The 21,225-nt window shown below is 72.0% G+C and carries 19 protein-coding genes and 1 pseudogene; 9 read left to right on the top strand and 11 right to left on the bottom strand.

Annotated features, from left to right (window positions below):
- Positions 1-55 precede the first annotated feature (55 nt).
- From AB0N16_RS33645 to AB0N16_RS33635, 3 genes are all read left to right on the top strand, one after another.
- Positions 56-1,333, top strand: a complete 1,278-nt coding sequence (locus AB0N16_RS33645; RefSeq protein WP_365803390.1) for an acyl-CoA dehydrogenase family protein — start codon at positions 56-58, stop codon at positions 1,331-1,333.
- A 92-nt stretch (positions 1,334-1,425) separates the two neighbouring features.
- Positions 1,426-2,643, top strand: a complete 1,218-nt coding sequence (locus AB0N16_RS33640) for a CoA transferase (protein WP_365803388.1) — start codon at positions 1,426-1,428, stop codon at positions 2,641-2,643.
- A gap of 66 nt (positions 2,644-2,709) precedes the next feature.
- Entirely contained in the window at positions 2,710-3,489 is a 780-nt protein-coding gene (locus AB0N16_RS33635) for a crotonase/enoyl-CoA hydratase family protein (RefSeq protein ID WP_365803386.1), read from the top strand.
- 27 nt (positions 3,490-3,516) lie between these two features.
- Here the strand turns inward: AB0N16_RS33635 and AB0N16_RS33630 are convergent, their stop codons facing one another.
- Positions 3,517-4,779, bottom strand: a complete 1,263-nt coding sequence (locus tag AB0N16_RS33630; RefSeq protein WP_365803384.1) for a helix-turn-helix domain-containing protein — start codon at positions 4,777-4,779, stop codon at positions 3,517-3,519.
- A 105-nt stretch (positions 4,780-4,884) separates the two neighbouring features.
- On the opposite strand from AB0N16_RS33630, the gene AB0N16_RS33625 reads away from it, so the two are divergent.
- Both AB0N16_RS33625 and AB0N16_RS33620 read left to right on the top strand, forming a co-directional pair.
- Positions 4,885-6,429, top strand: coding sequence for a long-chain fatty acid--CoA ligase (locus AB0N16_RS33625; RefSeq protein WP_365803382.1), 1,545 nt, complete (start codon positions 4,885-4,887; stop codon positions 6,427-6,429).
- Positions 6,430-6,576: 147 nt separating this feature from the next.
- Complete coding sequence (locus AB0N16_RS33620; protein WP_365803380.1) at positions 6,577-7,077, top strand: MarR family transcriptional regulator; 501 nt, start codon at positions 6,577-6,579, stop codon at positions 7,075-7,077.
- A 217-nt stretch (positions 7,078-7,294) separates the two neighbouring features.
- Here AB0N16_RS33620 and AB0N16_RS33615 read toward each other — a convergent pair.
- The 5 genes and pseudogenes from AB0N16_RS33615 to AB0N16_RS33595 all read right to left on the bottom strand — a co-directional run.
- Positions 7,295-7,441 (bottom strand): annotated as a pseudogene (locus AB0N16_RS33615) (sigma-70 family RNA polymerase sigma factor); the annotation flags it as partial.
- A gap of 106 nt (positions 7,442-7,547) precedes the next feature.
- On the bottom strand, positions 7,548-8,909 hold the full coding sequence (locus AB0N16_RS33610; protein WP_365803378.1) for a carotenoid oxygenase family protein: 1,362 nt from the start codon (positions 8,907-8,909) through the stop codon (positions 7,548-7,550).
- A 100-nt stretch (positions 8,910-9,009) separates the two neighbouring features.
- Entirely contained in the window at positions 9,010-9,711 is a 702-nt protein-coding gene (locus AB0N16_RS33605) for an alpha/beta hydrolase (RefSeq protein ID WP_365803376.1), read from the bottom strand.
- A gap of 76 nt (positions 9,712-9,787) precedes the next feature.
- On the bottom strand, positions 9,788-10,375 hold the full coding sequence (locus AB0N16_RS33600) for a hypothetical protein (protein ID WP_365803374.1): 588 nt from the start codon (positions 10,373-10,375) through the stop codon (positions 9,788-9,790).
- Positions 10,376-11,375: 1,000 nt separating this feature from the next.
- Positions 11,376-11,765: a cold shock domain-containing protein gene (locus tag AB0N16_RS33595; protein ID WP_351736365.1), complete on the bottom strand. Its 390-nt coding sequence runs from the start codon at positions 11,763-11,765 to the stop codon at positions 11,376-11,378.
- A 260-nt stretch (positions 11,766-12,025) separates the two neighbouring features.
- Here AB0N16_RS33595 and AB0N16_RS33590 point away from each other — a divergent pair, with 260 nt between their 5' ends.
- Positions 12,026-12,826, top strand: coding sequence for an SAM-dependent methyltransferase (locus tag AB0N16_RS33590; protein ID WP_365803372.1), 801 nt, complete (start codon positions 12,026-12,028; stop codon positions 12,824-12,826).
- A gap of 38 nt (positions 12,827-12,864) precedes the next feature.
- Here AB0N16_RS33590 and AB0N16_RS33585 read toward each other — a convergent pair whose 3' ends face one another.
- From AB0N16_RS33585 to AB0N16_RS33570, 4 genes are all read right to left on the bottom strand, one after another.
- Positions 12,865-14,004: a hypothetical protein gene (locus AB0N16_RS33585; protein ID WP_365803595.1), complete on the bottom strand. Its 1,140-nt coding sequence runs from the start codon at positions 14,002-14,004 to the stop codon at positions 12,865-12,867.
- A 110-nt stretch (positions 14,005-14,114) separates the two neighbouring features.
- Complete coding sequence (locus tag AB0N16_RS33580) at positions 14,115-15,230, bottom strand: glycosyltransferase (RefSeq protein WP_365803370.1); 1,116 nt, start codon at positions 15,228-15,230, stop codon at positions 14,115-14,117.
- A 96-nt stretch (positions 15,231-15,326) separates the two neighbouring features.
- Entirely contained in the window at positions 15,327-15,872 is a 546-nt protein-coding gene (locus tag AB0N16_RS33575) for a hypothetical protein (RefSeq protein WP_365803368.1), read from the bottom strand.
- Between the two features lie 10 nt (positions 15,873-15,882).
- Positions 15,883-16,404 (bottom strand): SigE family RNA polymerase sigma factor, encoded by a 522-nt coding sequence (locus AB0N16_RS33570; protein ID WP_365803366.1) that lies wholly within the window; start codon positions 16,402-16,404, stop codon positions 15,883-15,885.
- A gap of 203 nt (positions 16,405-16,607) precedes the next feature.
- On the opposite strand from AB0N16_RS33570, the gene AB0N16_RS33565 reads away from it, so the two are divergent.
- The 3 genes from AB0N16_RS33565 to AB0N16_RS33555 are packed head-to-tail and all read left to right on the top strand — an operon-like array spanning position 16,608 to position 20,492.
- Positions 16,608-17,996, top strand: a complete 1,389-nt coding sequence (locus AB0N16_RS33565) for a hypothetical protein (protein ID WP_365803364.1) — start codon at positions 16,608-16,610, stop codon at positions 17,994-17,996.
- Between the two features lie 40 nt (positions 17,997-18,036).
- Positions 18,037-19,254, top strand: coding sequence for a MoxR family ATPase (locus tag AB0N16_RS33560; protein WP_365803362.1), 1,218 nt, complete (start codon positions 18,037-18,039; stop codon positions 19,252-19,254).
- A complete protein-coding gene (locus AB0N16_RS33555) occupies positions 19,251-20,492 on the top strand; it encodes a VWA-like domain-containing protein (RefSeq protein WP_365803360.1) in 1,242 nt (413 codons plus the stop codon). The genes AB0N16_RS33560 and AB0N16_RS33555 overlap by 4 nt, the downstream gene beginning before the upstream one ends.
- A 13-nt stretch (positions 20,493-20,505) precedes the next feature.
- On the opposite strand, the gene AB0N16_RS33550 is transcribed toward AB0N16_RS33555, so the two are convergent.
- Positions 20,506-21,183: a PAS domain-containing protein gene (locus tag AB0N16_RS33550; protein ID WP_365803358.1), complete on the bottom strand. Its 678-nt coding sequence runs from the start codon at positions 21,181-21,183 to the stop codon at positions 20,506-20,508.
- Positions 21,184-21,225: the final 42 nt, after the last annotated feature.

Below are 21,225 nucleotides of genomic sequence, written 5' to 3'. Positions count from 1 at the left end.
CTCCTAGCGTCGTTCGTACTGACTCCATCGGACCCCCGATCGGAAGGAACGGCAGATGAAGGCGACACACGGCGCCCCGGTCGGCCAGGGCCTGGCTCTCCCGAGTCCCAACGGAAACTCGTCCGGGGTCGAGCCGCCTGTGCTGGGCGGACCGGAGTACTCCGACTACTTCCTTCTCGACAACCTGCTCACGGACGAACAACGGGCTCTGAAGAAGAAGGTCCGCGAGTTCATGGACCAGGAGGTCATCCCGATCATCAACCCCTACTGGGAACGTGCCGAGTTCCCCTTCGAACTGGTCCCCAAGCTGGGGCGGCTGGACATCGCGGGCTTCCAGATCTCCGGCTACGACTGCCCGGGGATGAGCAATGTGACGGCCGGCCTGGTCATCCTCGAACTGGCCCGGGGCGATCTGAGCATCTCGACCATGATGGGCGTCCACTCGGCCCTGGCCATGATGTCGATCGCGCTGCTCGGCTCCGAGGAGCAGAAGCAGCGCTTCCTGCCGTCGATGGCCCGCATGGAGAAGCTCGGCGCCTTCGGCCTGACCGAACCCACGCACGGCTCGGACGTGGTCAAGCTGGAGACGACCGCACACCAGGACGGCGACTCCTATGTCATCAACGGCCACAAGAGGTGGATCGGCAACGCGACCTTCGCCGACTACTCGATCATCTGGGCCCGCGGCGACGACGGGCACGTGGGCGGCTATGTGGTCGAGAAGGGCACACCCGGGTTCGACGCCCAGGCCATCAAGGGCAAGACGGCGCTGCGCTGTGTGCAGAACGCGCAGATCTCCCTCACCGACGTCCGGGTGCCGGCCGCGAACCGGCTGGCGAACGTCCACACCTTCCGTGACACCGAGAAGGTCCTGCTGGCCTCGCGCTTCTGCGTCGCCTGGGAGTCGATCGGCGCCGCCGTCGCGGGCTACGAGACGGCCCTGGCCTACGCCAAGCAGCGCAAGCAGTTCGGGATGCCGCTGGCCGCGTTCCAGCTCGTCCAGTACCGGCTCTCCCGGATGCTCGCGGACATCACCGACATGCTGTGCATGCAGTTCCGGCTGAGCCAGCTCCTGGACGAGGGCGAGTACTCGATGCCCCGGGTCGCGCTGGCCAAGATGCACTACACCGAACGGGCCCGGGCCATCCTCGCCGACGCCCGCGACATGCTCGGCGGCAACGGCATCCTGCTCGACTACCACGTGGCCCGGCACCTCTGCGACATCGAGGCGATCGACACCTACGAGGGAACCGACACCGTGCAGGCACTGATCGTCGGCCGTGACATCACCGGCTACAGCGCCTTCGCGCCCGTGGCGCCCGGCCACCACTGACCCGGCGCGTGCCGCGGCGCCCCGCAGGGGCGGTCACCCCCTCGGGCGCCGCACACGACCCGTCGAGGACACATCGAGGACAAGGAGTCGTCATGAGCAACACGCCCCTGCTGCAGGGACTGCACGTCGTCGACCTCGCGAGCTTCATAGCCGGGCCCGCCGCGGCCACCATCCTCGGCGACTTCGGCGCCGACGTCGTCAAGGTGGAACCACCGGGCTCCGGCGACGCCTACCGGTCGCTCAGCCGTGTTCCACCGAACCCCCGTGTCGAGGGTGTCAACTACCCCTGGCAGCTGGACAACCGCAACAAGCGCAGCATCGCCCTCAACCTGAAGTCGCCCGACGCCCGGGCCGTCGTCGAACGGCTGGTGACCTGGGCGGACGTCCTGGTGACCAACTTCCCGCCGCGCACCCGCGCCAAGCTGGGGCTGGAGTACGACGACCTGGCCCCGCTCAACGCCCGGCTGATCTACGCCGATGTCACCGGCTTCGGCGAGGAGGGCCCGGAAGCCCACCTGCCCGGGTTCGACGTGACCGCGTTCTGGGCGCGCAGCGGCCTCATGGACGTGACACGCCAGCACGGCGCGCCGCCGGCCATCAACGCGTTCGGATCGGGCGACCATCCGACGGCGATCAGCCTCTTCGCCGGGATCATGACCGCGCTGTACCGGCGGGAGCGGACCGGCGAGGGCGCACGTGTCACCGCGTCACTGGTCGCCGAGGGCGCCTGGGCGGCGGGCATGTGGCTGCAGGCCGTACTGGTCGGTGGCAAGGCACCCCGGCCGGTCGACCGGACCGACCCGCCGAACGCGCTCGCCAACGCCTACCGCACCGCGGACGACCGCTGGCTGCTGCTGGCCTTCGCCAACGAGGACAAGCAGGTCCCTCTGTTCCTCCAGGCCATCGGTCACCCCGAGGCCATCCAGAACCCGCACTACGCCGACTCGCAGAGCCGCCGCGCCCACGCAGCCGAGATCGTCGGCGTGCTGGACAAGACGTTCGCGGCCCGTCCGCTGGCCGAGTGGCGTGAAGTGCTCGACACCGCGGGACTCACCTACGGAGTCGCCCAGACGATCGACGAGTTCGCCCACGACCCCCAGCTCCTCGCCAACCGGATCCTGGTGCCGATCGACGACGGCAACGCGGAACCGCACCTGACGATCGACAGCCCCGTACGGCTCGAACAGGAGCAGAAGGTCCCCGCGCGCCCGGCACCAGACCTGGGCGAACACACCGATTCCGTGCTCCACGACCTCGGCTTCGACGCCGCCGGGATCGAGATGCTGCACAAGGCCGAGGCCGTCGGCTGAGGCCGACGGCGCCACGGCGCGAGGGAACATCACGGCCAGCAGCGCGAGGGAGAGAAGGGAAACACCATGACCACGGACTCGAACACACCGACCGTACGGACCGAGGAGATCGACGGCATCTTCGTGATCACGATCGACCGGCCCAAGGCCCGTAACGCCATCGACGGGGCCACCGCACGGGCCCTCGCCGCAGCCGTCGACTACCTGGAGGCCCACGAGGACCTCAGGGTCGGCATACTCACCGGCGCCGGCGGTGTCTTCAGCGCGGGCATGGACCTCAAGGCCTTCGCGGCCGGAGACCTGCCCATCATTGAGGGCCGGGGCTTCGCGGGCATCACCCGCGCCAAGATCTCGACCCCGCTCATCGCCGCCGTCGAGGGCTACGCGCTGGGCGGTGGCACCGAGATGGCGCTCGCCTGCGACATGATCGTGGCCGCGCGGAACGCCACCTTCGGCCAGACCGAGGTCCGCTACGGCATCGTGCCGCCCGAAGGGGGCATGGTCCGGCTGCCCGAACGCATCCCGCACAACATCGCGCTCGAACTCCTGCTCACGGGCGAGTCGTTGCCCGCCGAGCGCGCCGAGCGGCTCGGCCTGGTCAACGAGCTCACCGAACCGGGCCAGGCCCTGCCGCGGGCCTTGGATCTGGCCAGCAGCATCGCGCTCAACGCGCCGTTGGCCATCGAGGCCGTCAAACGCGTCGTCAACGAACGGCGGGCGTTCAGCGACCAGGACGCCTTCGTCGACCAGGACCTGATCACCGCACCCGTGCTGGCCTCCCAGGATGCCCAGGAGGGCGCCCACGCCTTCGCGGAGCGACGCCAACCGCATTGGCAGCGCCGCTGACCCTCCACCCCGGAGGCCCCGGCCGCGTCACTCGGCGCTCGTGCGCAGGAGCGCCGAGCCGAGGTACTGGACGGCGCGCAGGGCGATCTCCAGATCGGTGTGCTCGCTCTGGACCGGATGGCCGATCATTTCCTCGGCCTTTCGGATGCGGTATTGCACCGTGTTCTTGTGCAGGATCTGCGCGGCGGCGGTGGCGGTGTAACTGCACCCGCTGTCAAGGAAGATCTGAGCGGTCTCCCGAAGCCGTGCGCTGTTCTCGTCGTCGACGGCCAGCGGACCGAGAACGCTCCACACCCACGCGCGGATGTCGTCGATGTTCGTGGCCATCAGGGCGATGGGGGCGACGGTGGAGAATTCGGTGAACCGGGGGACCGGGTCGGCCACCGCCGCGAGTTCCTGTGCGCGCAGTGCCTGCCGGTGCGTGGCGCGGAATCCCTCGATTCCGTATCCCACGCTCCCGGCACATATGTGCAGGGAGGGATCACCGCGCTCCAGCACGTCCGACACCTCGTGCCACGGGACGTCGCTGTTCGCGCCCAGCGGCAGCCAGATCCACGAGACCATCGCGTCCCGTGGGACGAACAGCGGCCTGGAGGTGCAGCCGAGCCGCTGGGCGATCTCGTCGGTGATCCGGTGCAGCCGGGCGAGTCCGGCACCCTCGTCGGTCAGGGCGGGCAGCCACGCCACCAGCCCGAGGTGATTCTGCCGAAGCCGGTAACCAAGCGACGGTTCCACTGAGTTGAGGTCGAAGTCACGCGTGGCGAGGATGTCGCGCACGCGGGCGGCGCGCGCCGCGGTCTGGCTGAGCAGCCAGTTGTCGCGTTCATGTTGGTAGATCGCGATGACCTGCTCGGTGACCCGGTCGATGTAACCGAAGCTCACGTGCAGCATGCGCCGGTTGGTCGTGACGGCCAACTCCTCGTCGGCGTTCTGCCGGTTGAGCTCGTCCAGACACCATTGCAGAAAACGCCAGTGCCCGATCCGGTAGGCCCTGATCAACGCACTGAGGGGAATTCCCCGCTGAGCCAGTCTCCTCGCGTACTCAAGCGCGGCCGCGGGCGCCTCGACCTTTTCCAGGGAAATCTCGTTCTCGAAAACATGCAACAGCGTGCCGACGTTTTCCGTGACGCTCGCCTGCATCATCTTGACAATGGTCGCGTCGCCCCTGAGTTCCGTTATCTCGGCAAGAACATACTGCCCGATGTCGTTGCCGACCTCCGGGAGATGTGACCCTACGTTCGCCGCGACCACGGACAGTTGTCTCGCGGCTTCTGGATGCTCCCGAGTCATTCCTCAAAGCTACTCGCGGAATGGTCCAGCGGCACCAATTCGGGCCCCGGGGTCGTATCGCGGGCCCAGTGATTTCCGCGCGCCGCACGCCTAGCGTCGGCTGACATGAACCTCGCACACCATGTGGTCGACAGTGCCCGGACGCATCCGGACCGCCCCGCCCTCCGTCTCGGCGACGCCACTGTCTCCTACCGCACGCTGGACCGGCGCAGTGCGCGGATGGCGGGGCTGCTGCGCGATCGTGGCGTGCGGCCCGGCGACCGAGTCGCGGTCATGCTGCCCGACGTGCCGGAGTTCGCCTTCGTGTACTACGGCGTACTCCGGGCCGGTGGCGTCGTCGTCCCGATGAATCCCCTGCTCAAGTCCCGGGAGGTCGCCTATCACCTCGGCGACTCGGGCGCCCGGCTGCTGTTCGCCTGGCACGACTTCGCCGACGAGGCACGGGCCGGTGCGCGACAGGCCGACGCGGAGTCGGTCGTCGTCGATCCCGGTTCCTTCGACGAACTGCCGGAGGCCACACCGCTGCCGTCGGATATGACGGATCGTCATGACGATGACACCGCGGTCGTTCTCTACACCTCGGGGACGACCGGTCAGCCGAAGGGCGCCGAACTGACCCATGCGAACCTCGACCGCAACTGCGACGTCGTGGCCACCGAACTGCTCCGTCTCACGCCCGACGACGTGATCTTCGGCGGGCTGCCGTTGTTCCATGCCTTCGGGCAGACCTGCACGCTCAACGCCGCCGTGGCCTCCGGCGCGTGCCTCACGCTGCTGCCGCGCTTCGACGCGGCGCGCGCCCTGGAGATGGTCGAGAAGCACGGGGTGACCGTCTTCGCCGGGGTGCCGACGGTGTACAGCAGGCTCGTGCGGGAGCCCGGCAAGGCGGAATACGACGTCTCCCGGCTGCGGGTGTGTCTCGCCGGAGGCGCCGAGATGCCCGTCCAGGTGCAGCTCGACTTCCGGGCCGCGTTCGGCTGCGCCGTACTCGAAGGCTACGGGCTGTCGGAGACCTCGCCGGTCGTCGCGGCCAACACTCTGCGGGCCGGGCCCAGGCCCGGTTCGGTCGGCGTCCCGATCTCGGGGGTCCAGGTACGGGTGGTCGACGTCGACAACGGCCGGGAGGTACCGCGGGGAGAGGCCGGCGAGATCGCGGTCCGCGGGCACAACGTGATGAAGGGGTACTGGCGGCGCCCCGCGGAGACGGCCGCCGCGATCAGGGACGGCTGGTTCCACACCGGCGACCTCGGCCGACTGGACCAGGACGGGTATCTCTGGATCGTCGGACGGAAGAAGGACGTGATCATCCGGGGTGGGTACAACGTGTACCCCCGTGAGATCGAAGGCGTGCTCTACGAGCACCCGGCGGTCGCCGACGCCGCGGTCGTCGGCGTCCCCAACCCCGATCTGGGCGAGGAGGTGGGCGCGGCTGTCGTGCTCCGGCCGGGGGCCCGGACGACCGCCGAGGAACTGCGTGCCTACGTCAAGGGCCGGGTCGCCGCCTACAAGTACCCGCGGAAGGTGTGGCTCGTGGACACCCTGCCCAAGGGGCCCACCGGCAAGATCCTCAAGAAGGAGATCGTGCCGCCGGCCGACGTGCCCGGCGTGCCGGACCGGCCCGGCCGGCCCCGATCCCGTCGGATCACATGAAGGAGCAAGTGATCCGACCGGACCGGGCGGTCCGGGCCCGAGTGATCCGACCGGATCGGGCGGCCCGTGCCCGACCCCGCGCGGCGCCGTGCCCGAGCCGGTGCCGCGGGCCCCCGAGCGGCGCGCGGAGGCTGGTACGCTCCCGAAATGACCCCCTCCTCCGACGCGTCGCCCGGGACCGGCGAGCCCGCTGATCCGTGGCTCACGCCGGCCGAACTGGCCGCATGGATGTCGGTGGTACGGCTCATCACCCGGCTGCCCTGGGCCCTGGACACCCAGTTGCAGCGGGACGCGGATCTGAGCATGGTCGAGTACATGGCCCTGGCCATGCTCTCCGAGGCCCCCGACCGGACCCTGCGCATGAGCACCCTGGCCGAGGTGGTCAACTCGTCCCTGTCCCGGCTGTCGCACCTGGTGAAACGGCTGGAGAAGCGCGGTTACGTCCGGCGTGAACCGGACCCCGACGACGGGCGTTTCACCAACGCGGTCCTGCTGCCCGACGGCATACGGAAACTGGAGTCGGCCGCACCCGGCCACGCGGCCCACGTCCGGCATCTCGTCGTGGACAACCTGTCTCCCGAGCGTCTTCGCCGGTTGGGCCAGGACGCCGAGCGCATCCTCCAGCGCGTCGATTCGCCCGTGCGCTGAGCACGGCACGATGACTTGAGGATTAACGCGAGGGGTGCTATCGCGTGCGGCCCGCGTCCCCGAGTTCCTTGAGCAGGAGGGTCAGGGTCGCGAGGCGGTCGGGGCCGAGGAGGTCCTCGATCCAGCGGCTCGTCTCCCGCACCTGCTCGCGGCCCAGTGCCGCCCGCTCGCGCCCGCCGCCGGTCAGCGCGATCAGCCGAGTTTCCTGTGTTATTCCCGCGTCGGGGCCGTAGCCGAGCAGGCTCAGCGCCACCGCGCGCATCGGCGCCTGATGGCGGGCCAACAACAGCCCGAGGGCCGCGGTCTCTCCGGACTGGGCCCTGCGGGTGAGTTCCTCATCCGTGGGGAGATCGGGAAACACCATGAAGCGAATGCCTCCGTGCGGACGTGTCACTGACGGTGGGGGGACTCTCGCACAGGCGGGTACGCCGGGCACAACTCCCGGCGTACCCCGCGTGACGGAGTTCCGGTCAGGCCTCCTCGGTGAGCTCCGGCAGCCAGCTCCCGTGGAAACCGGCCGGGACGGCGTACGGCAGCTCTACCACCGCCTGGACGGAGAGCCCCCGCGCGTCGAGGACGAGCAGTTCGCCGGCCTCGCCGTCGTCGTTCGAGACGAGCGACAGCAGCCAGCCCTCGTCCTCGCTCCCGCCGTCCGCCGCGGGGACGAACACCGCCTCGCCCGCGTAGCGGGCACCGGGCGTCGCGTGCAGCTCACTGCCCCCGCCCGTCAGGTCGTGCTTGGCGATGCCGTCGCCCGAGACGGTGTACAGATAGCGGTTCGCGCGGCCGGTGAGGGTCTCGTTGTGGGTGGGGAACTCGGCGTCCCGGTCGTCCAGCTGGGACTCGGTGACCCGTCCGGTCGCCGGGTCCAGCGCCCAGCGGTACAGCACGGCGGTCGCGCCGGTGTGACCCGGATCCGGTACGACCGCCGGACCGGTGGGACCGCCGATGTCGCCCCAGGCGTGGTCGAAGCCGAGGCGGTCGTAGCGCACCGCGTCGAGGACGATCCGACCCCGCTCATCCTCGTGGGCGTTGCCGACGTGGAAGACGTAGCAGGGGTCGATGTCGAACCAGCGAACCTCGGTGCTTCCGGGCGTGCGGGACATGATGCCGAGCCGCGCGCCGTAGCCGTCGTCCCACCGGTAGGGCATGCCGCCGCGTCCGGCGAGGGCAGGTTCGAAGACGACGGGCAGGTCCATCCAGACGATGTGGTGCTCGGTGATGGCGAAGTCGTGCATCATCGTCGGGCCCGGCACCGCTATCGGCCGGCTGTCGAGCAGCTCCCCTTCCGCGGTGACCCGATGGTAGGTGAGATAAGGCGGGGCAAACCCTGTACCGAACAGGTGCAGTTCACCGGTGATCGGATCCTCTTTCGGATGGGCGGTCATCGAGGTGGTCAGCCGGCCGCCGAAGTCGTAGGGACCGACGGTCTCCAGTGACGGGGAGACCCAGTAGGGCAGGCCGACCTCGCACAGGGCCAGCACCGTGTCCGCGTGCCGGATGACATGGGTGTTGCCGGGCGTCGCGGCCAGGTCGACGCTGCCGTCCTCGCGGACGAACGGATGTCCCGCCAGCTCCCGGGTGCGGACCCACCGGTTGCGGTACCACTCGGCGTGGCCGTCGCGCAGCCTGATGCCGTGCAGCATGCCGGGGCCCGTGAACCAGTGCCCCTTGTCCTCGCCGGGCAGCGGGTTGGGGCCGTTGCGCAGGTAGCGGCCGTCCAGTTCGGGCGGGAGGGTGCCGCGCACGGTGAGGTCGTGGGCGCTGTGCTCCTCGGGAACCGGGGCGAAGCGGCCCCGCAGGTACAGGGGGAGGGTGGTCTTTTCGGTCATGCTGCTTTCCTTGTCGGGCCCGGCAGGGCGCTGCCGAGCGCGTTCCGGATCAGGCCGGGCGGCCGCGGCGAGGGGTTCCGCGGCCGCCCGCGGCGGACGGTCAGACAGCGGTCGCGGCGGCGGCCCGCTTGACGAGCGCGGCGACCTCGGCGGGCTTGGAGACGTAGACGGCGTGGCTGCCGGAGGTCTCGGTCACCGTCGCGCCGGCCCGTTCGGCCATGGTGCGCTGGACCGGCGGCGGGATCATGCGGTCGTCGGCGGCGACCAGGTAGAAGCTCGGCCTGCTCCGCCAGGCGGGCCGGGTGACCGCCCCGCCGAGCGCGTCCAGTCCCCACGGCAACTGCGAGGCGGCCAGGAACCGCGCCTCCTCCTCCGGCAGGTCGCCGGCGAAGGACGCGGCGAACTTCTCCCGGTCCAGGAAGAGGAACCCGTCCTGCGGCGGCAGGATCGGCGGCACCGGAGCGCCCGGCGCCGGGTCGGCGAGGAGGGTGTTCACGGACTCGTCCTTGTCGGGCACGAACGCCGCGACGTACACGAGCGCGCTCACGTTCTGGTGGTTGCCGGCCTCGGAGATCACCGCGCCGCCGTAGGAGTGGCCGACCAGCACGGTCGGGCCGTCCTGGGCGTCGAGGGCCAACCGGGTGGTGGCGACGTCGCCCGCCAGCGAGAGCGTGCGGTTCTGTACGACGGTGACGCGGTAGCCGTCGGCGCTGAGCTCGTCGTACACCCGCTTCCAGCCGGATCCGTCGACGAACCCGCCGTGGACGAGGACGACGTTCTTTGCTTCGGGGGCGTTGGTCATGACGCGGTTGCTCCTTCGTGAGACGGGTCTACGGTCGGTCGTGGCCGGGTCCGCCGGGTGACGCGGACGCGACCGGTCACCGGGGTACGGACGACAGGCCCTGGGACTCCAGCAGGCGCCGTTGGGCCCGCTCGGGGTACACCTTCGTGAAGACGATCGGGCCGACCAGGCCGACGACATGGGCGGTGATGTTCACCCACGCCGGGGCGTCCACCGCGTTGCCGATGGCCAGGCTCACCGCGATGAAGGTGAAGCCGGCTCCCCAGGCACTGGTGATGTGGTTGTTGACCTGGAGGAACTCCGGCATGTCCCAGTACTCGCGGGGCGTCTGGCGCTTGGCGATGCCCAGCGTGAAGGGACGCCGGATCGCCAGGGAGCCCCAGGCGGTGGCGCCCAGCCAGACGAACGAGACGACGTCGGAGTGGTCCTGGAGCGACGAGTCCGGGTCCGCGACGGAGACGGCGCCGATGACGACGAAGTACACGATGGTGCTGGCCTCGAGGATCAGCGCGTCGAGGTCGACCCCCCGACGGAGGTCCTGGAGCAGGAGCAGCAGCCCTGAGAGGAGACCACCGAGCGCACCCCAGCGCCAGTCGACGACGCCCGAGACGACACCGGCGACGATCCAGGGGACGAAGCCGCGCAGATAAGCCACAAAACCCATTGAGTTGTTCCTTGCTGAATGGACGGGACGGCCCCGGGGGGGGGGTGCTCCGCAGCCGCTCTGTGAACCGACGCGGACTAGATGCAGGGCGAGAGCCAAAGTTCGATGCCGCGAGTGTGACCCTCGTCACGGCCCGGTTCCGGTGGTCGGGGAGCGGCCCGCAAGGTGCCGTCGGCGACCCGCCGGACGCGTTCGCCGCCATGCTGGTCGGCGTGATGCGTGCGGGGGCATGGCGGGCCAACCGGCGTCGGACGCAGCTCCGGCTCACACAACGGCCGTACGCCTGGGCCGTGTTGCTCGGGATCCACGCGGTCGCCGAGGCTCTCGCGGAGTTCGTCGCAGGGCACGGCACCGTCCCCCGGATGTTCGCGGACCGCGCATGGAGGAGCCGGTGGAGTGTCATTCGCCCCGGTCGTAGGGCTGTTCAGCCTGTAGACGGCTCTACGCCGGGCGTTTTTGCGCCCGTTGACGGCCGCTGTGCAGCCGGACCTCGGCCACCGCGTCGAACTTCTCGGCGAGGCCCTGCGGCCTCCGGCGGGCCGTACGCCTGGTCCTCGGCGGCTACCCCCGCGCCCTCGGCCCCGGCGTCGAACTCGCCGTCCACCGCGTCGTCCAGGAGTCCCTCACCCGCGCCCGGCCCTGGCGCTTCCCAGCCTGGCGGGCAGGGAGACCACGATCGGGGTCAGGGACGTGCGCAAGCGCTTCGGGAGCGGCCGGCTCGGTCCTCCGCCTGGCTCTGATCGGCCTGCTGAGCCTGGGCCTGGCGCTCGCCGTGCGGAACCCGGCCACCGCCAGGTGCCCGGCAGATCGCACCGATGACAAGGGGCCGGCTGTCCAGGCCACCGTCGGCGTCGGGACCCTGCCCATCGGCCCCTGCCCATCGGCCCCTGGCAGGGACTGGGCGTACTGGCTCACTGGGCGGTCGCCGCCCGCACGGCGGGCGGACGGCTGCTGCGCTCCCGTGACGCCTGGGCCGGCCGCCCTGCCCGCCGTGGGCGGGTCAGCCCTCGATCCAGCCGTGGTTCTTCGCGAACTGGGCCAGCGCGCCGCGAACCCGCACGATCTCCTCGGCGGTGAGCGTGGGCGCCGAGGCCAGCAGTGTCTCGGTGACCTCGCGGGTGAACTCGTCCGCGCTCAGCAGGTCGCAGAGCGAATCGTCGTCCGGACCGAGCGTCCGGACGTCGGCTCCCCGGGCGAGCCGGACACCGGACGCCTTCGGCCCGCGCTCGCCGCTCTCGATCTCGAACTCCACGGCCACGCCCGGGCGGACGTAGGACTCCGGCATCTGCATGTCGTTCACATGCAGGAAGACGTCCTCTCCGCCACCGTCCGGAGCGATGAAACCGTACCCGCGCGTGCTGTCGAACCGCACCACACGACCACTGACCATGAGAAACCCCCAACCAATCCGGGCCACCTGCCCGGGCACCTGGGCCAGATGGTAGCCAGATCGGTCCCGGTCGGGCGACTCCGCCACCGGCGGCCTGGGGTGGGCGGCGCCGTCAGGGCAGACCGTCACGTGGCGAGAGGGGCGATCGGGGATCGGCCGGCTAGCGGAACTCGGTGCACGGGCACCGAAGTTGATATGGAAAGCTGTCGCCAGCCGTCGGTGTGCCAAGGGGGGCCGGGCGGTCATCGAGAGGAGCACACGTGACGCAGGACGGTACCCGCCTCGTGGAGATCGACACCAGCAAGCCGCATCCCGCGCGCATCTACGACTACCTGCTGGGCGGCAAGGACAACTACGACGTGGACCGCAAGGCCGGTGACCAGCTCGCCGCCGTCGCGCCCGAGGTGTGGATCTCAGTACGGGCCAACCGCGGCTTCCTGCAGCGCGCCGTCCGGCACGTCGTCGACAGCGGGGTCCGCCAGATCCTGGACGTCGGCACCGGGCTGCCCACCTCGCCGAACGTGCACGAGATCGCCCAGGAGGCCGCCCCGGACGTCCGTGTCGCCTACGTCGACAACGACCCGATCGTGAAGGCGCACGCCGACGCGCTGCTCAACCGGGCCGGCACCACCAGCATCGTCCTCGCCGACCTGCGCGACCCGCAGTCCGTCCTGGAACACCCCGAGGTCCGCCGGATCATCGACTTCGACCAGCCCGTCGCCCTGTTGCTCGTCGCCATCCTGCACTTCATCCGCGACGCGGAGGAGCCCGAGCGGATCGTGGCCACCCTGCGCGACGCGCTCCCGGCCGGCAGCTTCCTGGTGCTCTCGCACGCCACGGACGACTTCGCCGACGACCGCAGCGAGGCCCAGGCCGTCTACAACAACGCGACCGCCACCATGAACCTGCGCCCCCGCGCCCGGATCGAGCGGTTCTTCGACGGCTTCGACCTGGTCGAACCAGGCCTGATCCAGGTCCCGTTCTGGCGCCCGGACGGCACTCCGCCGCAGGGCTCCCAGGACATCGGCTTCTACGGCGGGGTGGCCGTCAAGAAGGGCTGAGCCGTCGGCAGGGGGTGTCCGGCGGCGCCTGGCACCCTTTAGGGCACGCCCAGTTCGAATAGCGCGTACCCGGCGTACGAGCCGGAGGCCAGTGCCGCGATGCCCAGCAGCAGGAACTGGCAGGGCAGGCCGACCCGGCGCAGTGCGACCGCGAGCGGGACGAACAGCGGGAAGGCGGGCAGCAGATAGCGCGAGACGTTCGCGAAGTACTGCTGGCTGCCGAGCACCAGGGCCAGGGTGAGCACCGTGTGGACGACCAGCACCGCCGGCGGCCGCAGCCGGAACAGCAGCGGCAGCAGCGCGAGGTCCAGCAGCACGACACCGACCCCTATGACGTCGGCGAACGGAAGCGCGTACAGGTAGCCGAAGTGGCCCACGGCGACGGACGTCAGGACGTCCAGGGTCTGCCTGCCGTAGTCGAACTCGTGCCCCCACGCGCCCGACTGGAGCCTGAAGTAGCCGCCGTAGTCGCCCATCCGGTGGCCCACCCAGCCGAGGTAACCGAGCAGGCCCAGCGGGGCCACGAGCATCGCGGTCAGCGGACGGGCGACGCCGTCCTCGCGGCGGCGCAGCGCGAGCAGACCGGCCAGGGTGAGCGCGGCGACCAGGGCGGCGGCGGTGGGCCGGTTGAGGCCGGCCGCGAACGTCAGCACCCCCGCCGTCAGCCAGCGGCGGGTCAGTACCGCGTACAGGGCCCAGGCCGCGAGCGCCACATACAGCGAGTCCGAGTAGACCGCCCACTCCACGCCGGACCCCGGCCACACGGCCCAGAGCCCGGCCGCCGCCAGCCCCGCCCGACGGCCGCCGAACCACGCGGCGACGGCGTGGATGCCCAGCGCCGCCGTGAACGACGCCACCACCGACACCAGCAGCCCGGCACCGAACGGGCCGAGACCGGTGACCTCCATGGCCAGCCGCATGAGCGCCGGGTAGAGCGGGAAGAACGCGGCCGAGTTGCCCTGGAGGGTGATCAGGCCGGTGGCGCCGGGGACCGGGACCAGCTCGGGGTGGTAGCCGTGCAGGGCGATCTGCTGGTACCACCAGCCGTCCCAGGTGCCCAGCACGTCCCAGGGGTGCGCGCCGCCCCCGAACCGCGGATGCTTCCTGCGGAAGTCCCCGGCCGAGTCCAGCAGATACATGAACGAGCCGAACCCGATGAGCTTCAGGATCCCGTACATCGCGAGGACCGGGCCGTAGTGGCGCAGCCACCGCCGGAGAACCGGGGTCTCCGGAGCACCGGGAGCGGAGGCCTCGGGCAGGGCCGGGGGCGTGATCGTCGCAGGTGTCGTCACGAGGCCTCGTACTCCGTCCGGTTCCGCCCGAGCGGCCACAGCGCGGGCACGAGGGCCAGATGGGCGGCGGCCAGTACGGCGAGTTCGGCGCGGTGCCCGGCGGCGGGCACGGTGTGCCGCAGAGCGGCGAGCGAACCGGCGCCGAGGGCTAGCCGGACGGCCAGCGCGGGCAGCGGAAGCGCGCCCAGGGCCGCCTGGGCGGCGGTCCAACAGACCAGCAGGGAGAGGGAGTTGGCCACCTGCGCCCCGGTGGCCGGGCGCACGGCCGCGTACAGCAGGAGATGCGTGAGAGCCATGACGGCCATCGGTGTCAGGGACCGCCGTTCACGCCGGCCCGTCGGCAGCCCGCCCCGGGCCAGCGCCCAGCCGACCCTGGCGATGCCGCGCAGATCGGCGAGCGCGGTGGACAGCAGCGCGACCCGGCTGTCCGGGTCGTCCACCCAGTCGACCGGCACCTCGTGGATCCGCAGCCCGGCCCGCTCGGCGGCGACCAGCAACTCGGTGTCGAAGAACCACCCGGAGTCCCGCACCAGCGGCAGCAGCCGTTCGGCGGCGTCCCGTCGCACCGCCTTGAAACCGCACTGGGCGTCCGAGAACCGGACCGAAAGGGTGCAGCGCAGCAGGATGTTGTAGCAGCGGGAGACGACCTCCCGCCTGGGGCCGCGCACCACCCGGGCGCCGGGCGCCAGCCGGGTGCCGATGGCCAGGTCGGAATGGCCCGAGAGCAGCGGGGCGACGAGCGGCAGGAGCGCGGCGAGTCCGGTCGAGAGGTCCACGTCGAGATAGGCGAGGACGGTCGCCCGCGATCTCGTCCAGGCGGCCCGCAGGGCGCGGCCGCGCCCCTTCTCGGCCAGCTGTATCCACTCCACCTCGGGGAACTCGCCGGCGAGCCGGGCGGCGATCAGCGGGGTGGCGTCCGTGCTGGCGTTGTCGGCGACGGTGATCCTGAAGGGGTACGGGAACGTCTCGCGCAGATGGGCGTGGAGCCGCCGCACACTCGGTTCCAGGTCCGTCTCCTCGTTGAACACCGGCACGGCCAGGTCCAGGACCGGCTCGTCGTGGTGGGTCGGGGGCGGGGGAGCCGGGGCCGGCAAGCTGGCTTGGGGAGGCATCAACTGAGACCGTTTCATGGTGTTTTTTCGCATTCGTAATGATTTTCGGGGCGTGCGAAGGCACACCCGGTGGGGTGAGGGACGGAGGGCCGCTCGCTATCCGGCCGATCCGGCCGAGGTCGACGGGTCGGCTCCCTCGGTCGTGGGAGCCGACGGAGGGGCCGAGGTGGCCGTGGAGTCCCCGGAGGTGTGCGTGGGCGTTCCCTTTGACGAGGTCGCGCCCGAGTCCGGGGTGGCCGTGCCGGACAGGGTCGACGGGGTCGAGTGTCCGTTCGTGGCCGAGACGGTGGCCGAGGGCGAGGAGGTGCCCACGGGCGGCGGCGCCGAGGTCGTGGCGCCGGTGGGCGATGCGGTGGGGGAGGGGCTCGGCCCCGGTGTCGTACTCGTGGTCGGGCCGGGGCTGGTCGCGGGCCACGGGTGGGGAGCGCCGGGCTCGTCGTGGACGCCGGAGTGGGGCCACAGGAAGAGACCGAGGCAGAGCCCCGCGGCCGCGAGGACACCGCCGGCCGCCCGCCGGGCCGCGCGCATGCGCCGCCGCGCCCGCACACCGGCCCGCAGCCGGTCCCGGTGCCGGGGCTCGAACGCCGTCGGTTCCCGCTCGCCGTGCATCAACTGCGTCAACTGCCGCTCGAAGTGATCCATGGCTTCTCCCTCACCCCACCGGCTCGATGACGTCGGCCAGCAGCTGACGCAGCCGGGCCACACCGCGTGCCGCGTGCGACCGGACCGTGCCCACCGGGCACGCCAGCACCTCGGCTACCTGCCGGTCGGGCAGGTCCTGGTAGTAGCGCAGGACGACCGCGGCCCGCTGGCGAGGGGGCAGCAGAGCGAGCGCGGCCTCCAGACGGGAACGCTCGGCGACGGCCGCCGACAGATCGCCGGCCGCCGCGACCTCGGGCAGCTCCTCGACGGGGCGCTCGCCCCACCAGCGCCGCCGGGCCGACCGCGCGGCCGAGCGGGCCAGTACCTTGCGGACGTACGCCTCCGGTGCCTCGTCGGCGATCTTCGGCCAGACGAACCACAGCCTGACCAAGGACTCCTGCAACAGATCCTCGGCCCGATGCCGATCGCCACCGGTGAGCAGACGGGCCAGATGGAACAACCCCGACCAGCGGGCCGCCACGAACTCGTCGTACTCACCGGCCCGAGCCTGCCCCGTTCCCTCGGTTCCCACGGTCCCCGCTCTCCCCGGCTGCCTACACCTGGGAAAAGGCCCTGGGAGCGACGGAACGCTGCACTCGGCCGAGGTGATCCGCGTCACGTGCGGGGTGCCGCGTAATTGCCTGGCCGACCGGGGCGGACCCGCCGTATGCTCCCCGCGATGACGACTCACTCTGTTCACAGAATGGGGGTCCCGTCCGCGCAAGGTGAGTGCTGATGGCCACTCACCCCGCGTACGGGGACACCCGGCTCGCCCTCTGGCGGCGGGTACGCGAGTTCGCCGTACCGCCCGCCATGATCGACACCGCGACCGCCCGGCGTGACGCCGGGGACTGGGCGGGGGCGTGTGCCGCCGCCGGTTTCGATGTCGACCTCGACCTGCGTGCCCTGGCCCGTACCCGGGGCCGGGACGTCCGGGAAAGGGTCCGTGCCGATCTGCGCCGGCTCGCTCCCGACCTGCTGCGCTGGCATCTGCCGAGAATCGCGCCCGTCGGGCTGCTGCGGCCCGGGCTGACCATGCCGCTCGCCCGATATGCCGTCGGGTCGGGATCCGTGCAGCTCGTGGCCCGGACCCCGCCGGCCTGGGCGGACGCCGGGCAGCGGGTCAGCCTCGCGCTCTGGGACGGAGACCTGGGCGAGCCCGCCGCGCGGGGACATCCGCATCCGCGCCCCAGCCGCCGGTTCCGCTTTGACCTGCACCGCCACCTGTGGGACGCGAGCGCCGCCGGCGACCTGCGGACCCGGTCCGGCGCCGGCCGGCACACCGGCGGCGAAGGGTCGGGCACGGGCCTTGCCGCCGAACCGCACACCCACTCCGGCCCCGGCCCCGCACCGTCGTCGTGTGCCACGGACCGATGGGCGGACGAGGCCCGGATCGTGCTGCGCGCCGAGGCGCGGGACAGTGGAACCGTCGCCGTGCACCTGCGCGGCCGGCGGCGGCTCGCCCTGCACCTCGCGGCCGACGGGACGGCGACCACGAGCCCCGGCGGTGACACCGGGGCGCTGCCCGTCCTGCCCGACGCGGCGACCTGGACCCTCCCCGACCTGGAGTTGCTGCGCGCCGGGCTGATCGACGCCGACCGGCTGCATCCACTGGTCGCCGGCGCACTCGTGCCCGGATACTCGGCGGACGCCCGGACCCGGAGCCCGGACCCGGCCGGCCCGTCACGCCTCGTGGAGTGCCGGGGCGCCCTCCACCGGATCGGCCTGGTCGACGGGGTGCTGTCCCCACTGGACCACGCCCCGGACGAACTCCGGCGCGAGGAACTGCTGGTGGCCCTCGGCGGCCCGCCGCTGCCATGCCTGCGGATCATCGACGAGGCACACCGCCGCCCGGACTGCCTCACCGGCGTCCGCGAGCGCCTCGACCACGGCGACATCGCCGGCGCGCTCGCCGTCGTCGAGGCACTGCTGGGACCCGAAGCCGTGCTGCGCGACGGCCCGTTGAAGGACGAACTGGAGTCGGCCGCGCGCCGGCGGATCGCGTACGGCCTCTACCGGGCGGGCCTCGCCGGACCCGGCACCGGCCCCGTCCGCACCCGGCAACGGCGGCGACCGCGGTCCCGCGACCCGCGCCTGGGCCCACGCCCCGCCACCTGGCGCTGATCCGCACCCACTTGCTCACTCACATCCAAGGTGATCAGACATGCCCACTCGCAATGCCGCCCAACTCGACGTCGCCGAAGACCTGTTGAAGCTGCTCGACGACTCCGTCACCGAACCCCGGCCCGACACCCAGCTGGAGGCGCTCACCCTGGCCGTCGCCGCCGACCTGCCCGTCCTGCTGTGGGGCGAGCCCGGCATCGGCAAGACCGCCGCCCTGACCCGGCTGGCCGAGTCCCTCGACCTGCCGCTCACCACGGTGATCGCCAGCGTGCACGAGCCGTCCGACTTCTCCGGGCTGCCCGTCGTAGGCGACGACCCCGCCGTCCAGGGCGTCCCGATGGCTCCGCCGGACTGGGCGGTACGGCTGGTGAAGGCCGGCCGGGGCCTGCTCTTCCTCGACGAGTTGTCCACCGCGCCGCCGGCCGTGCAGGCCGCCCTGCTCCGGCTCGTCCTGGAACGACGGGTCGGCGCCCTTCGACTCCCGCCCGGGGTACGGATCGTCGCGGCGGCCAACCCGCGGTCCTCGGCGGCCGACGGCTGGGAGCTGAGCCCGCCGCTGGCCAACCGGTTCGTGCATCTGCAGTGGGCCCATGACCACGAGGTCGTGGTACGCGGCCTCGGCGGCACCTGGCCGCGGGCGACGCTGCCCCGGCTCGACCCGGACAAGCTGTCCGCCGCCGTGGACTTCGCGCGCCGCGCGGTGTGCGGCCTGCTCGCCACCCGGCCCACGCTCGTCCACCGGCTGCCCAGCGGCGAGACGCGCAGGGGCGGCGCCTGGCCGTCACCGCGCAGCTGGGACATGACCCTGCGCCTGGTCGCCTTCGCACACGCCGCGGGATCCTCCCGGGACGTGCTTTCCCTGCTGGTGCGGGGCACGGTCGGGGACGGCCCGGGCCTCGAACTGCTCGCGAGCGTGGACCGGATGGAACTCCCGGACCCCGAGACCCTGCTCGCGGAGCCGGGCGCGGCCGAGCTGCCCGAGCGCGGTGACCTGCGCCAGGCCGTGCTCGACGGCGTGGTCGCCGCCGTGCGCGAGCGGCCCGACCGGGCTCGCTGGGACGCGGCCTGGGCGCTGCTGGTCCGGGCGCTGGACACCGGCGCCCCCGATCTGGTGGTCGTGCCCGCCACCACCCTCGCCTCGCTCCGTCAGGAGGACTGGGACGTGCCCGAGGCCGTGGAACGCCTCGCCGGAGCCGTGTCCGTCTCCCGCCGGGCCGACCGGGCCGCCCAGCGCGTCGCCGCGAAGGCCGGACGATGAACGCCCGACCGGCCGGCCCACTGGACCTGGAGAAGCTGTATGCCGCCCGGTTGCAGGCCGCCCGGGCCCGGCCCTACCTCGCCACCGCGCTGTTCGCCCTGCACGTGGTGGAGTCCCGGCAGGTGCCCACCATGGCCGTCGACACCCACTGGCGGTGCTATGTCTCGCCCGCCTTCGTGGACCGGATGCCGGTGCAGGACCTGGCGGGCGTCTGGGTGCACGAGGTGTCGCATCTGCTGCGCGACCACCACGGGCGCAGCGACCGGGTCGCCAGGGAGCGCGGGCTGACCGGGGCCGGCGAGCGGCTGCGGATGAACATCGCGGCGGACCTGGAGATCAACGACGACGCCTACGGCGAGGGACTCGCCCGGCCCCAAGGCGCTGTGCGGCCGGACCACTTGCGGCTGCACGAGGGCCTGCTGATGGAGGACTATCTGCGCCAGTTCCGGCTCGGACCGCTGACGCAGGACCTCACCTGGCTGGACTGCGGCAGCGGCGCCGACGGCCGTGAGCGGGAGTGGGACCTGGGGCCGGACGGCGCGCACGGCCTCAGCGAGCAGGAACGGGACGGTGTGCGGTTCCGGGTGGCCCAGGCCATCACCGGGCGCCCGGGCAGCACCCCCGACGGCTGGCGGCGCTGGGCGGAGGAGGCCTTTCATCCGCCGCAACCGTGGCGGGAGCTGCTGGGCGCGGCCGTCCGCTCGGCGACCTCCGCCGCGGGCGCCGGTGACGACTACGACTACGGCCGCCCCTCGCGCCGTTCGGCGAGCCTGCCCGGGGTGGTGCTCCCCAGCCTGCGGCGCAGACCGCCCCGGGTCTCCGTCGTCATCGACACCTCCGGCTCGGTCAGCGACGCCGAACTGGGCAGCGCCCTGCTGGAGGTGGCCGCCATCGCCCGCGCCGTCGGCGGCCGCCGGGACCTGGTCAGCGTGGTCTCCTGCGACGCGGCCGCCAGGACCGTGCACCCGCTGTGCCGCGCGGAGGGCATCGCGCTGGTGGGCGGCGGCGGTACGGATCTGCGCGCGGGCTTCGCCAGCGCGCTGCGGGCCCGCCCCGCCCCGGACGTCGTGGTGGCCCTGACCGACGGACAGACACCCTGGCCGGGGACCCGGCCGCCCTGCCGGACGGTGGTCGGGCTGTTCCCCCGCCGGTACACCGGCACGTCGTACAACGAGAGCAACCCCGACTACGTACCGGACGAACCGCCCCCCTGGGCCCGGGTCGTGCACATCGGATGACGCCGCCGTCCGGCTAGTCCGCGCGGGTCGCCGCCAGGTAGTTGTACGCGGAGGCGCGGGAGATGCCGAGCCGGGCGGCGATCTGCCGGACCGCGCCGCGCACCGCGAAGACGCCCTGGCGGTCGAGGTCGCGGAACAACTCCAGGCGTTCCTCGCGGGTGAGTTGGGGCCACGGCCCGGTCCCGCGCAGCTGGCGGGCGTCGACGATCGAGTCCAGTACGGCGGTGATGTCGTCGCCGAACGTCGTGGTCGGCGGTGCCTCGGGCCCGGCCGCGACCCCGGCCAGGTCGCCCACGAGGGCGTGTACCTGGGTCACGGCCGTGACGTCGAGGTTCACGCACAGCGCGCCGAACGCCGTGCCGGCCGCGTCGCGCAGCACCATCGTGGACGACTTGACCAGCTTCCCGTCCCGGGTGCGGGTGAGGTAGTTCAGCTCGTCGGCCGCCGCGTCGCCGGCCGCCAGCAGCTTCATGCCGATCTCGCTCATCGACCCGCCGACCCGGCGGCCGGTGACGGACCCGGCGATGGCCACCACGGAGTGCTCGGGGCGCCGGAAGTCATGGATGACGACCTCGCAGAAGGCGCCGAAGGTCGCCGCGAGCCCGTCGACGACCGGGGCGAGAGCGGCGATGATCGCGTCCTGTTCGGCACGGGCCGCCTCGCCCGCCGCACCCGTCGGTTCCTGTGCCATCGGCTCGCCTCCGTGTCCCCGCCCGGACTGGGTCTGGACTTC

It is taken from the genome of Streptomyces sp. NPDC051105, from assembly GCF_040682795.1.
Taxonomy (GTDB): Bacteria; Actinomycetota; Actinomycetes; order Streptomycetales; family Streptomycetaceae; genus Streptomyces.
Note: the sequence above shows the minus strand (reverse complement) of the source record. Positions and strands in the feature narration are given on the sequence as shown.

What these genes read in the sequence shown, in the direction of transcription:
- AB0N16_RS33620 (WP_365803380.1), top strand. Translation starts at nt 6,577, where the DNA reads ATGACCCCCTCCTCCGACGCGTCGCCCGGGACCGGCGAGCCCGCTGAT.
- AB0N16_RS33575 (WP_365803368.1), bottom strand. Translation starts at nt 15,872, where the DNA reads ATGGATCACTTCGAGCGGCAGTTGACGCAGTTGATGCACGGCGAGCGG.
- AB0N16_RS33585 (WP_365803595.1), bottom strand. Translation starts at nt 14,004, where the DNA reads ATGTACGGGATCCTGAAGCTCATCGGGTTCGGCTCGTTCATGTATCTG.
- AB0N16_RS33580 (WP_365803370.1), bottom strand. Translation starts at nt 15,230, where the DNA reads ATGCCTCCCCAAGCCAGCTTGCCGGCCCCGGCTCCCCCGCCCCCGACC.
- AB0N16_RS33605 (WP_365803376.1), bottom strand. Translation starts at nt 9,711, where the DNA reads ATGACCAACGCCCCCGAAGCAAAGAACGTCGTCCTCGTCCACGGCGGG.
- AB0N16_RS33645 (WP_365803390.1), top strand. Translation starts at nt 56, where the DNA reads ATGAAGGCGACACACGGCGCCCCGGTCGGCCAGGGCCTGGCTCTCCCG.
- AB0N16_RS33595 (WP_351736365.1), bottom strand. Translation starts at nt 11,765, where the DNA reads ATGGTCAGTGGTCGTGTGGTGCGGTTCGACAGCACGCGCGGGTACGGT.
- AB0N16_RS33610 (WP_365803378.1), bottom strand. Translation starts at nt 8,909, where the DNA reads ATGACCGAAAAGACCACCCTCCCCCTGTACCTGCGGGGCCGCTTCGCC.
- AB0N16_RS33565 (WP_365803364.1), top strand. Translation starts at nt 16,608, where the DNA reads ATGGCCACTCACCCCGCGTACGGGGACACCCGGCTCGCCCTCTGGCGG.
- AB0N16_RS33630 (WP_365803384.1), bottom strand. Translation starts at nt 4,779, where the DNA reads ATGACTCGGGAGCATCCAGAAGCCGCGAGACAACTGTCCGTGGTCGCG.
- AB0N16_RS33640 (WP_365803388.1), top strand. Translation starts at nt 1,426, where the DNA reads ATGAGCAACACGCCCCTGCTGCAGGGACTGCACGTCGTCGACCTCGCG.
- AB0N16_RS33635 (WP_365803386.1), top strand. Translation starts at nt 2,710, where the DNA reads ATGACCACGGACTCGAACACACCGACCGTACGGACCGAGGAGATCGAC.
- AB0N16_RS33560 (WP_365803362.1), top strand. Translation starts at nt 18,037, where the DNA reads ATGCCCACTCGCAATGCCGCCCAACTCGACGTCGCCGAAGACCTGTTG.
- AB0N16_RS33625 (WP_365803382.1), top strand. Translation starts at nt 4,885, where the DNA reads ATGAACCTCGCACACCATGTGGTCGACAGTGCCCGGACGCATCCGGAC.
- AB0N16_RS33550 (WP_365803358.1), bottom strand. Translation starts at nt 21,183, where the DNA reads ATGGCACAGGAACCGACGGGTGCGGCGGGCGAGGCGGCCCGTGCCGAA.
- AB0N16_RS33555 (WP_365803360.1), top strand. Translation starts at nt 19,251, where the DNA reads ATGAACGCCCGACCGGCCGGCCCACTGGACCTGGAGAAGCTGTATGCC.
- AB0N16_RS33600 (WP_365803374.1), bottom strand. Translation starts at nt 10,375, where the DNA reads ATGGGTTTTGTGGCTTATCTGCGCGGCTTCGTCCCCTGGATCGTCGCC.